Consider the following 12,706-nt stretch of genomic DNA (forward strand, 5'->3'; position numbering starts at 1 on the left):
TCATGATACATTTTATAACTAAGTAACAAAATATATTGCCTGATGAATTAGGGTGCTTACTTAAAAGAAGCTTCTCTTGAAAAGCGAAAAGCTTAATGGCATAAATTTAATGCTTCTGTTTTTATCAGGCAGAAGCATGGATATGCTCATTTCGTTTGGTTATAAAAAGATCATTTATAAAAAATGATACTTACCACACAAAATAATTTATGAACTCAAAATAATTGAAGAAGAATCTTTAAACTCTCCTTCAATCTAGCTTACAGACCGTATAGAAGGCTCTTTTACCAACCCCTCTTCCTAATTAAATTTGGCTTTAGAGGGAACCGTGTAGATTAGAATCACATATCACCTGCCGCTAATAAGTCATGATGCTTTTTACAATAAATTTCATTATACCAAGTATAATGCATATCATTATTCACCCTCACTAAAATCCATTCAGGTAAATCATTCAAAGATGTTATATTTATTTTGTTTTCTAAAAAAATGAATGTGCTATCTTGTTCTGGCCATTCAGGAATTTGATTATAAGATCTAATAGAATTTCCTAAATCTATTCCTTTTACTATGATTTCTTTTAGACATTCACAGATATATATTCCATTTAAATTAAATTTCATTGACTTATACTAACTCATACCTCACTTTAAAAAAATAAGAAAGCATAATTTTTATTATTACGTTTTAAAATTCCAAACTCATGGAAATATCACCTTGTTTGGGATCGTAAGTAAACTCGACTAAATTCCATTTGTGATTTTCTTTATTCAAAATAACTCTAGTAGGATGTTCTACATCGAAATTACTATGCTCTAATTTATATTTTTTCATGAATCTTTTCAAAACCTTAGAGTTAAGCAAGTTTTTTTCAAAAAACTCTGGGGTTTGAAACAATATATAAATCATATTTTCTGTTTTCAGAAATACTTTCAAATCAACCATATCACTTAAATAAATTAGTTGATTATAAAAGTAGTGTTGTTTGCCATTTATTGATTCTTTTTTCAAAAAATTTAAAGAATGAATATTAGCCAAATCAATAATTAAGTTATCAATTTTTAAAATTTTTTCATCTAATATAATTTGTAAATTCAATTTATTTTCCATATTTAATTATTTTACCTGTTGAAGTTAGATTTTTTTTATCTGAGTTTTCAATAAAATATTGAGTTCCTCCTCCAGCACCAAGATGAGGATTTGCAGCTGTCCTACCTTTAGCCATACACGTATCTTTAGTAACAATGAAGGCATGTAGTTGTGTTCGCATATCTCTTGCTTTAGGGCTATCCCAATTTCCTGTATGTGCAACTTGTACTGCATCGTTATAACCTCTAGCAGTCCCAGCTTTTATTACATCAGGTGATGTAGCAAGATAATTTCCTGGAGCATTACCATGCGGATACAAAGTATATAAAACAGTGCCTTTTTTTACTACTACATTTTTATATGCATCGACACCAGAATAAGGTGCCGATCCTTGCCATGACCGAGCTGTTTTTGAGGGATCTTTACCTTCACAAGGATTTCCAGGGCAAGGTTTCTTTTTAGGAGGTACTCCTCCTTTACTCCCCTTTCCACCACCATTTTTAGAACCTTTTCCGCCAGATAAGCCTCTCGGGTCAACCCATTCAACAGGATTTGGAGCATAAGCATAAACATTATGCCCACCTAAAAGACCAATTGGGTCTTTAGAAATAAAACGCCCTACATAAGGTGAATAATACCGATGGCGGTTATAGTGAAGCCCTGTTTCTTCATCAAAATACTGTCCTTGGAAGCGAATATTATTTGAAATGATTTCACTATTTTCAAAGAAGTTTGATTTCACTTTCTCTGCTTTACATTCACCCCAAGCTTTATATTGTGCCTTCCAAATGATCTGACCACTAAGATCACTCAGCTCTTGTGGTGTACCTAGATGATCACAGTGATAGAACCAAATGTCATCAAAACCTTGACCACTCTGAGTCTTTTTCCAAAGTGGATCTCGATTAAAACTGTATTTATCATCCCAAACGGGTGTGGTATGATTCTGTATAGGTGCTTGATAAACGGCTTGAATTAAAGGAATAAAACTATCTTTTTCATAAATATAATGCTTGGTATATAGCTCATTGGATTCATAAGCCAAAGTATCTCCATCCCAGCCATAAACAAAGTCTTGTTCCTGACCTGTACGATGATGCTTACTTCTTTTTGCTAAACGTCGCCCCATCGCATCATAACGATATTCAGCTGTATATTCGCTATTACGACTACGTACCAAACGACCTAAAACATCCCAAGATAAATCCAAATCACCTTGTGTTGATTTTTGAGTCGTCAGCTGACCATAAGCATCATATTGATATTGTTGATCTAAATACTGGCGAACAACATTATTGACCAGTTTTAAATAACCATGCTGATTTCCATCAGCTGCACGTTCATGAATGTGATTTTGCTGGTCAATATCTCGATCAATTAAGTTACTTGCTGGATCAAAACTAAATTTTTCTTTACCCAGTTTTGATGTCGCTTCAAACAGACGCCCAAGTGGATCATATTTATAATAAATGTCACCACGACGACTGTCCTGAATATGTGCAAGCTGACCCGATTTATCATAACGATAAACACGAGATAATAAGCTAGCTGTATCTTGAACAGCATTTTGCTCTAGTTGTAATTGCTCATACGCATAGCCATTTTCATGACCTTTGACGATCTGTTGCTGACTTAAGCGACCTTGTTCATCGTACTGTTCAAATTGACTTAAGCCATTTGCGTAATGTCTGGCAGTCTCACGGTGTAAATCATCTCTTTCAAAACTAACAATATCATGACCATTTAAAATTAAGCTATGCACATGACCTGTACCATACGTTAGCCAATCAACATTTTGTCCATCTGGACGTATCGTTTTAATGCGATCATTTATTTCATCATAGCTATGTTTCCACACAGCTGTTTTACACGTTGTATTATCTTGAATGTGCTCTCGAACTAAATTACCAACAACATCATAGAACCACTCGACCTTACTTTCAGCATTCTTTGCCAGTAAAATTTGACTATGACTATTATAAGCAAACTCCTCTAACTTTTGTTCTTCTAATTCATTTTGACCTTTGTATCCAAAACCAGAAGTACGTTGTTCAAGACGCCCCATACTGTCCATAACAAAATGTTGAATACGATCTTTAGGCGCAAGATTTCCTGATAAATTTTGCCCATGAAGCATTGCAACTTCTATACTGGTTTGAAGCTGACCATTTGCCTCATCATATTCATAAATAGTTTCTTTACCATCAAAGTCAATTTCTTTGGTTAAGCGGCCAATGACATCATAAAAAAACTCAAAAGCTGCACCATTTTCATTAATTAAACGTTTTAGTCTATTGAGTTTGTCCCATTCATATTTGATTTTATAACCTTGAGGATCAATGCGATAAGAAATCAAACCTGCTGAGTTATAGTCATAACATGTTTTTTTACCTGTTGGGTCAATATAAACCAATAATCTCCCTTCTGCATCATGAATAAAATGTTCTTCTAATGCATCACTATATTTAATCCTTTCTAATTGACCAAAGGAGTTTAATGGTAAACCCTTTTCAAGAGGCTCTCTTTTTTCAGTTGTAAAATCACTGTAAAAATATTCAATTTTATTTTTTAAAGCGTTTTCTACAGAGACCACTCGACCTCGGAGATCATACTCCCATTTAGATTCTTTGCCTGAACAATCTGTATAACTAATTAAGTTTCCTTGGCCATCATATTCTAATCGCTTACTCCCCCCCTTAGCGTCTGTAATTTGTGTAGGAAGCCCCATACCATTATAGTTGTACTTTGTTTCTCTTTTTAGTGGATCAATTTCTTTAATGATATTTCCTGATCCATCATATTCTTTAAACCAACGACCTTGTTCGGCATCTACCATACCAATCAGTTGATCTTGATCATCATAATCATAGTAAACTGTCGCACCATCAGGCTGTGTAATAGTAGTTAAATTACCATTCTCATCGAACTCATATTCGTTAATAGCAGCATCAATATCAATATGTCTGACGACACGACTACATTCATCTCTAAAATACCATTCTTCTAACCCATTTGGATATACAATACGGTAGGTATAACCATTTATATCATAGTAGTATTCAGTTTCATTTCCGTATGCATCAATAACATAAGTAAGGCGAATATTTTCATCCCATTCTAAGCGAACTTCAGAGCTACCATCATCCGCCCACTCATGATATGCCTTAGAAGTTGGCTCAATTCCATCATATTCTAAATTTATTCCACGACCTGTAAGATCTGTATAACGTGTTATAAGATGATGATCATATTCGTAATGATAACTTGCCCCACTTTCTGTAATGGCTTCAACTAAATCACCTTTTTCATTGTAGTTATAACTTGCCAGTGGTCGTTTTAACTCTCCTTTTTCAATTGACCAAACATCTTCAACTTTACCTTGATTATTTATGCTAAACGCAATGTGCAATAACAACTGAGATTTATGTTTAATTAGAATGTCAGAAATATAAGATTTATCATTAATTTTGTGGTCATAACGGACTGCTGCTATCATGCCATTTTTATATTCAATGGTCGATAAACGATATTCATCATTATTTTTTTCAAAAATGTGCTTCTCTTCTGTACCAAATGAAATCATTTGTACATTTTCAGAAATTATACTGTAATAAAATCCTTCCTGTTGGTCATGAATACTTTCTCCAATTTTAATATCTGCCAAGGCAATTGGACGAGCATCTGCTCCAATATATTGGAATCCTTTTAATTTATGGATATACCCTTCTTTTTGTTCTGTTTCTTCTACATATTCTGTCTTATTAATAATACGTGTCATAAATGGAGTAAGCCAACGTGCTCCAAACTCACCCTCATCTAGTTGATACAAATTTGAAGCATAGGTCCTAGATAAAACAAAACTAGAAAGAGCAAATTCAAATGCATCCACATGAGTTAAATATTCTGTCCCTAAAGCATAAGTAATACTTTTTTTAGTTTTAGTTACTGGCTTTGATTTACTTCCATTCACACCTGTTGTATTTAACTGGCAATTATCATTAGGATTGTTATTTGCTCCTTTTTGGTTTTGAATTGTTTCCAACTCTCCATTTGGACGTTTTTTATCTTTTTGTGAAGTTTGGTTTGGTTTAATAGCTACCGTCTTTTTGGCTTTTTTCTGTTTGAATTTTTTAGCTGCAAGTGTCAGCTTTTGCAACATCCAAGCAACACTCATGGTAGTACTAGGTTCAGCTAAAGGAGCTAATTTAGCTGGTACAGCATTACTAAATTTTCTAAATAGGCCAACCTGCTTGTTTATTGCAGCTTTCGTATCTGCACCGATAAAAGTTGTAGCAGCTTTAGCTGTTGTGTTTCCATATTCTTGCCCAACAACAGAAAGACCACTTCTTAAAAATGCGATGCCATGATCAAAAGCTTTCCCTGAATCTCTAAAAATATTATCTGACATTTTTGAAAAGCTGGATTTAGCATTCTTTAAATCCTTTCTAGAGTCGAATAATTGCCCATTCAGCAATTTACTCATTCCATCTGCAAAATTATTCCCAAGCTCTTTGCCCTTTTTGCCACAGCTATCAACCATTTCATTAATAAGTGGTTGTGCCTTCTCTGCAAACTTATCCAACTCACCTGCAACTTTTTCATTTACATGCATCATTAATAAATCAATAATTGCATCTGGTATTTCTTTAGCAAGGTTCTTACTTTTTAATACTTTTAGAGCTGGTCTCAGCGCCATTCTAGATGCAGCTAAACCAGGAGGGATCGGAATAACACCAATTATATCAATCCCTAAATTTAGCCAATCTGGAAACCCTGGGTTAGGCTTTTTAGTGATTTCTATAACATCGTAAACTGCGTCTGTTAATGAAATAATATTTCCTATAACAGGTAAAGCACCTGCAACACTTTTCAAAATATCTAAATCAACCACACCACCTGTATTTTGCTTTAGCCATTGATTAATTTTTTTCGTTCCAGCATTTACATCTGCCATTTTTATGGTATTGATTGGTGCAACCGCTGCTTTACCAGTATTCGTTCTTACACTTGGTTTAGTTTGCTGTTTAGATACTTTTTTTGGTGGAATTCCCATCTTTTTGATTCTCTATTTTTATTTAAATGTTAAGTTCATTGCATTCATCGGGTTATTATTCATCAAAGTTGTACTCTGACCCGAATTATTTGAGTTTTGCTGTCTTAAAGGATTCGTAATGGGCTTGGGGCTATTGCCTGCAACAATCCCTTGTACTCCACTTGGCATACCTTGCCCTAGAGGATTTTGCCCAAGTGCTTTGGGTACTAAACTGGCAATTTGATTGGTCAACTGTGCTTCAACGCCTTGTTGCAACATTGGTAATAAAGCTTTTGCACCACCATCTTTTAATGCCTTAGCTGTTTCAATGGTCTTTTTAATTGAAGCTGGATTGGTAAAGGATTGACCTAATGCTTTCTTAGCTTCTGTAACCGCACCTTTCAGAGCAGTTTCAACTTTACCCATCAAACTTTGCGCATCAGGGTCATTTTCGTTTGGCCATTGTGGAGGACGTTTGAAATCACTTGCTTCATCCCAAGGGTTACGCTTGTCATCTTCAAATACTACCTTGGCAGCACCTGTCGCTAATCCTGAAACACGTACAAAGCCTTTGTCATCCAATTGCCCTTTAAATTGCTTACCCAAAGAGTCAATAACGGTATAACCACCTTGTTTAACAAAATCACCATGTGCATAGTCATGTAATAATTCGAGTACACCCTGCCCACGTTTCGGCGGTGGGGGTAAGTTAGATTTAGCACTAACACCTGCGCCGGGTTGAAATACATGCTGCCCAGCATTCACTTCAAACTTTCCACCCGTCTTTGGAAAAATTCCTGAGCCATTTAAAGTAATCTGTGAAGTTGCACCTGTAATCACAACTTCTTTAGGACTACTAATCACAACTTTGTCATCAGTAGATGAAATGTTAATCCCCAGCTTGGCAAAAATATCTAATGCATCTGACTGCGCTTGGATCTCGACTTTACTCTGCGCTGCAATGGCTTTAATGCCACCTTGAGCAGCAAATAAACTGAGTTTGTTTTGTGCGTGTGCAATCAAATTCTTTTGCGTACTCAAGTTGATGCTATCGCCTGCAATCTGATTGATCTGTGAATCTGCGGAGATATGAATATCTTCAGGGGTACTTAAGGCAATCCCATCTTGTGAACTTAATAAAAGCAAGGCTTTATTAAATTTTGCAATTTTTTGCTCTAATTGTTCTGCAAATTCTTTTAGTTGTTCAACTGATTCAATTTCATCAGTTTTTTGATTCTTGGCAATATCACTTAAGGCTTTACTGTTGGTCTGACTACCCTCTAGCTGTTTCTTAGCAATTTCAGCATCTAAGTGCTCACCTTTGGCTTGGTCTTGTTTATAGGTCGAAAGTAGTAAACCTTGCCCTGCCCGAACTGCTCCCCATTGATCAGTACGAAGTTCAAAGCCTTCACCACGATCATCACTTTCTGCTTTGTCTTTTGGGTGACTCAGTTTGCCCAAGTTGAGTTGGCTGGCGCCATGACTACTCTGTAACTGGCTGCTGATTTGGCCAGTAGTGTCGTCAAACCTCAGTTGATTGTAACCACTGCCTTGATACTCTCGACTTTTGATTCCTGCCAGCTTCTTGGTGTCAGGCAGTTTGCCTTTGTCATCAAACTTACTTGGATGACGTTGCGCTTCATGGATACGCCCAACCACAAATGGACGGTCAATGTTGCCATCAAAGAAATCAATCACAATAATCTCTCCGATTCTCGGTAAGAATCGCGCCCCATAGCCTTCACCTGCCCATGGAGTTAGGACATCGACCCAAGCTGAATCTGTGTCATTGTCATTAGAACCCGCACCGCCATCATGGGTGTTGTCTTCATTACGAGTAAACAGGAAGCGAACTTTGATACGCCCCCATTCATCCACATGAATTTCTTCTCCACTTGGTCCGACAACTTTGGCACGCATTGGGTGCGCTGTCGGTCTTTGGGTTAAAGGGTTATATTTAGGGACAATAGTAATATTACGTCGTTGGAGAATGAGGTGATTTGCTTGACGTTCGTCTTTATTATTAGTGCTGATTTCAGTCTGTTGCCAGTTACTTTGTTTGAGTAAGGCTATAACTTGATCTGTTAAGTCTTTAGGTAAATTATTTTGATTATAGAAAGACTTGTATGTAATTAAAAATTCTTTGTCTGCACCTGAGTGTTGATCTATCTCTGGGTGTTCATTAAATTCAAACCAGTACCCCACTTGTGCATCACGTACTGTTGATGTTGCCGTAAATTTTTTGGCTTGTGAGTCGTAGTAGTTGCTAAGGTTTTGGTTAAACCGTTCAATCTGACTGTTGCCTGATCGCGTTGCACCATCTTCTCCATTGAGGTCTTGTATCCATGCAGGACTAAAATGCCATGCTTGTTCTAATCCTAAACTCGCTGAATCTTGATTGTCTGAATGTCGATGCTTAGTTAAAACTGAGCCAGCACCTTCTTCTGTTTCTAATGCATCCGCTTGCCAACGTTGTATATGGACTGAAGTTGGCTGGATTGATCGCAAACCTGTAAATGCTGTGATGCTGTCTTGTCGTTCTGTTGGACTGCTACGATGAAAACGGATGTTACGTCGATCCAGTGCTTGGTAGTGATCATTGCTGTCAATTAGTCTTAGTTTTTGAGCTTGGATTTGTTCATTTGAACTGGAAACTTTAAGCTGTGCCTCATCAATTAAAGTGTTAATGCCTTCGGAGGCTAGCAATCTTTGAATGAATTCACTATCCAACTCATTATTCTGCATAATGAAAGGACGTACATCATAGTCTTTGGTTAAACCACTTTTATCCAGTGTTAGACTTGAAGCAAACAACGGACTACGTTGCTGCCACTCGGAAAAAATACACTGAACCACGTCAACGGCAGATTTCGCCATGAAGACACGACTATTTCTACGCTGTTTCCAAAGTGCAGTCGGATCTTCTACTGTTAGGCGATAAATCGTAAGTGAGCCATCGCTTGCACCAATATCAGCCTTCGTTACAATCCCTGAAATTCGATTGAGTTCTGATTTATCGTTGACAATATCAACGGCTACTTGACTCCCAATAAATTGTTTTAATGGAATTTGGGCATTGGTTGAAAGACAAATGAGTTCTAGATGTACACCCTCATTGAGTTCATGAGTTCCATCTACACGTTGAAGGAAGACTTGATCGTTTAATACCGAATTTGAAAATAGGGCATGGATCGCACGCTTTTGAGCTGTCAATCCCAGCTGCTCCAAGGCAGCGTAAATATTGTTAGACATAGTTTATTATTTGATTTTAGATTGTGATCCATTCTACTAAACAACTTAATAATCTGTCTATACAGAACTGTCTATAGTTATTTTTTAAAACGACATTTTGTGTCTCTTTTTGTTTCAGTTTTTTGAGCACTCTTAAAGCATGCCTCACTTGCCCTTGAGTCATTCGATATTTGTTTTGTAACTCGGCATAACTTAGCTGTTCCAAATCTGCTTGATGCGCCCTAACCCAAACAATAGCTAATGGTTTTTTGGGAATATTGAGTAACTTTTTTAAATCTATCCTTGCCCATTTGATTTGTGATTGTGTGAGATTAAACTTTAGAGCAATCTCCTTAATAGTCAAATCATGACTTAATAAAGCGTGTTGATTGTCCAATAACCATTGTTTTCTCTCAGTACTTTTTTGTTTTAATTTTTCGGCTGTTGTCGGTAAATTTTGCTCCATACACATTTGTTTATGAACTCTTGTTGCAGTAGAGACAGCAATATCCATCGCCTCAACCAAATCAATAATTTTATTACATGAAATAATAATGTCTTTATGTGCTAAAACTTTTGCTTGAATTTCGTCTTCAACTTTTCTTGCTCGTTTTCGAGTCCTGATAACGCCAACCTTATGGACTAGATAGCGAACATATCGACCAATGTCACCCTGATTTAATTGATATTTTTCGAACAATACATCGCAACGCTCATAGAGTATTTCGTCCTGATGTTCAATGACCCATGCATAATCAGATAGTTTCCTTCTTATATTAAGACGTTTTCTAAAACGAAGTAACACATCTTTAGAAAATCCAAGCTGTTCAGCTAAAATGGACAATTCCACTGAATGATTTTGTTTAATAAATTCAGCCAGTTCATGCGTCAGGATAATTTCGGCACAATGCCCATGAAGTCGCTCATAACCTCGACCTTTTAGTAACATTAACCCATTCGGCAGACATTTTTCCTCATAAACATCCCAATCATCCCCCTCCCAATCTTTGATGGTTTTTATCGGGTAAAGTTTATATTTTTAGCCATAACAATTGAATTTCATTATGTTGATCAATAGTGCTTCTTTTATCAAGTTCAGCTTAAAATTTAAAGTGCTTTTTAAGAAGTTTTTATTCAAAGTGACAAGCAATCAGAGTACGAAGAAATACTTTTAGTTCGCATATCAATACTCAAAAAACGTTACGCTAAATGGATTCATGGTGATAAAAACAGGATAGAGATGGCAAAATTAAATACAGGCACTTAATAAGTGCCTTTTTTATATTTAAAAGAATGTGGCGCAAAAAGTTGGAAGTGTGGCAAAAATGTGGCAATAAAAAAGCCACTTATAGTAAGTGGCTAATTTATAACAATAATTTTGGTGGAGATGGCGGGAGTTGAACCCGCGTCCGCCAACACTACACTCGAGAATACTACATGCTTAGATATCGTCAATTATTTTAACATTAAGTGACCCGACGAACAGGGTACAAAACGCGATCCTCTAAGTTTAGTATAAAGCCCCGAGGCTTGACTTTATACGGACTTGTGTGCGTGCGCTACAGTCGGGTCCACTGACCACAAGTATTCAGTGAAGCGGACAAGCTGCCCTTAGGCAGCTAGAGCGTAAGATTCGTCGTTTGCGACTAAAATATGCAAATTTGATTTACGAGAGAAAATGCGCTCTCGGCATGCATCTATGAGCTTCATCATCGGCGTCGAAGCCAATAACATCCCCAGATAACACGGCCATCATAACATAATTGTTGCAAATTAAGCAGATAATTCACTACATTTATATCAAATGATGCGCCTAGTTCTATAATTGCGCTACTATCACTATTTTTCAAGGGACAAATATAAAAAAGATGAGCTATTTACTCTCACTTGATCAAGGAACGACCTCTAGCAGAGCAATTATCTTCGATGAGCATGGAAAGGTATATGCCTCTGCTCAACGGGAAACCCAAATTAAAACCCCACATTCGGGCTGGGTTGAGCAAGATGCCATGGAGATTTGGACCACACAAATCACCGTCGTACAGCAAGCAATCGCATCGGCAAGACTATTGGCCAAAGACATTAAAGCACTTGGTTTAACCAACCAACGTGAAACTACGGTAGTTTGGGATAAGCGAACAGGTAAACCACTTGCCCCTGCCATCGTTTGGCAAGACCGACGCGCTACAGACTGGTGCAATCAGTTAGTTCAAAACAATTTATCTGAAAAAATTCACAAAAAAACAGGATTAAGAATAGATCCTTATTTTAGTGCTGGAAAACTGGTTTGGTTATTGGAAAATGTGCAAGGCTTAAGAGCACTGGCTGAACAAAACCATGTCGCATTTGGTACAGTCGACAGTTGGTTAATTTGGAATTTAACTCAAGGCTCAGAGCATGTCATCGAAGCAAGTAATGCTTCACGCACTATGCTGATGGATTTAAAAACACAGCAATGGGATGCTGAATTAATTGAATTATTTAATATCCCAGCGAGTGTTCTGCCTAAAATTATCCAATCTGATTGTTATATTGCCAATACCGCCACAGGGCTTCTTGGTGCGGAAATTCCCATTTGTGGCGTATTAGGTGATCAACAGTCTGCTCTCTTTGGACAATCATGCTTTGAAGCTGGAACAGCCAAAAATACCTATGGAACAGGCTGTTTTATGCTGTTCAATACAGGAACAGATATTCAATATAGCAAAAATAAATTACTCACCACCTTAGCATGGAAATGCCAAGACCAATCTCATTATGCCTTAGAAGGCAGTGTATTTATGGCTGGTGCGATTGTGCAATGGTTAAGAGATGGTTTAGGAATTATCAAAAATAGTGCTGAAGTTGAAAAGCTAGCTTGCCAAGTTGACACTACAGATGGTGTCGTTTTGGTTCCAGCCTTTACAGGTCTGGGAGCACCACATTGGGACAGTGAAGCGCGCGCTTTACTTTGTGGAATGTCACGTGGAACCAATAAATCACATATTGCCAGAGCAGCCTTAGAATCCATTGCCTTCCAAGTTTCTGATGTATTAACTGCGATGCAATCGGATATTGCACAACCCTTAAAACAATTACGTGTAGATGGTGGCGCAAGCCAAAATGATATGCTGATGCAATTTCAGGCAGATATTTTAAATGTACCTGTGCTACGCCCTAAACTTTTGGAATCTACCGCTTGGGGTGCTGCTGCATTGGCAGGATTAAAGGCAGGTGTTTTTAATAATCTCAGTGAAATTTCTGAATCTTGGCAATTAGATCGTGCTTTTGAGCCTAAGATGAGCGCAGACCAAAGACAATATCATTTAAGCTTATGGAATGGTGCCTTGCAGCGCGCGAAGTCCAATTAACAAT

Annotated in this window: 6 protein-coding genes and 1 other RNA gene; 1 reads left to right on the forward strand and 6 read right to left on the reverse strand. The window is 37.1% G+C overall.

Annotated elements, in window-relative coordinates:
• Nucleotides 1-341: 341 nt before the first annotated feature.
• The 6 genes from M2R48_RS16445 to ssrA form a co-directional block, all read right to left on the reverse strand.
• The gene (locus M2R48_RS16445; RefSeq protein ID WP_262086787.1) at nt 342-623 is read right to left on the reverse strand and encodes a hypothetical protein; all 282 of its coding nucleotides are present in this window, start codon (nt 621-623) and stop codon (nt 342-344) included.
• A gap of 64 nt (nt 624-687) precedes the next feature.
• A complete protein-coding gene (locus M2R48_RS16450) occupies nt 688-1,098 on the reverse strand; it encodes a hypothetical protein (protein ID WP_262086788.1) in 411 nt (136 codons plus the stop codon).
• 1 nt (nt 1,099) lies between these two features.
• On the reverse strand, nt 1,100-6,142 hold the full coding sequence (locus tag M2R48_RS16455) for an RHS repeat-associated core domain-containing protein (RefSeq protein WP_262086789.1): 5,043 nt from the start codon (nt 6,140-6,142) through the stop codon (nt 1,100-1,102).
• 18 nt (nt 6,143-6,160) lie between these two features.
• Entirely contained in the window at nt 6,161-9,373 is a 3,213-nt protein-coding gene (locus M2R48_RS16460; protein WP_262086790.1) for a type VI secretion system Vgr family protein, read from the reverse strand.
• A gap of 16 nt (nt 9,374-9,389) precedes the next feature.
• The gene (locus M2R48_RS16465) at nt 9,390-10,301 is read right to left on the reverse strand and encodes a hypothetical protein (RefSeq protein WP_262086791.1); all 912 of its coding nucleotides are present in this window, start codon (nt 10,299-10,301) and stop codon (nt 9,390-9,392) included.
• 430 nt (nt 10,302-10,731) lie between these two features.
• Nucleotides 10,732-11,090, reverse strand: a transfer-messenger RNA (tmRNA) gene (ssrA, locus tag M2R48_RS16470).
• A gap of 130 nt (nt 11,091-11,220) precedes the next feature.
• On the opposite strand from ssrA, the gene glpK reads away from it, so the two are divergent.
• On the forward strand, nt 11,221-12,702 hold the full coding sequence (gene glpK, locus M2R48_RS16475; RefSeq protein ID WP_034614061.1) for a glycerol kinase GlpK: 1,482 nt from the start codon (nt 11,221-11,223) through the stop codon (nt 12,700-12,702).
• Nucleotides 12,703-12,706: the final 4 nt, after the last annotated feature.

Source organism: Acinetobacter sp. I-MWF, from assembly GCF_025433935.1.
Classification (GTDB): Bacteria; Pseudomonadota; Gammaproteobacteria; order Pseudomonadales; family Moraxellaceae; genus Acinetobacter; species Acinetobacter guillouiae.

Excerpts from the sequence above, each read along its gene's own strand:
- M2R48_RS16445 (WP_262086787.1), bottom strand. The coding sequence starts at position 623 with ATGAAATTTAATTTAAATGGAATATATATCTGTGAATGTCTAAAAGAA.
- M2R48_RS16455 (WP_262086789.1), bottom strand. The coding sequence starts at position 6,142 with ATGGGAATTCCACCAAAAAAAGTATCTAAACAGCAAACTAAACCAAGT.
- M2R48_RS16460 (WP_262086790.1), bottom strand. The coding sequence starts at position 9,373 with ATGTCTAACAATATTTACGCTGCCTTGGAGCAGCTGGGATTGACAGCT.
- M2R48_RS16465 (WP_262086791.1), bottom strand. The coding sequence starts at position 10,301 with ATGTTACTAAAAGGTCGAGGTTATGAGCGACTTCATGGGCATTGTGCC.
- glpK (WP_034614061.1), top strand. The coding sequence starts at position 11,221 with ATGAGCTATTTACTCTCACTTGATCAAGGAACGACCTCTAGCAGAGCA.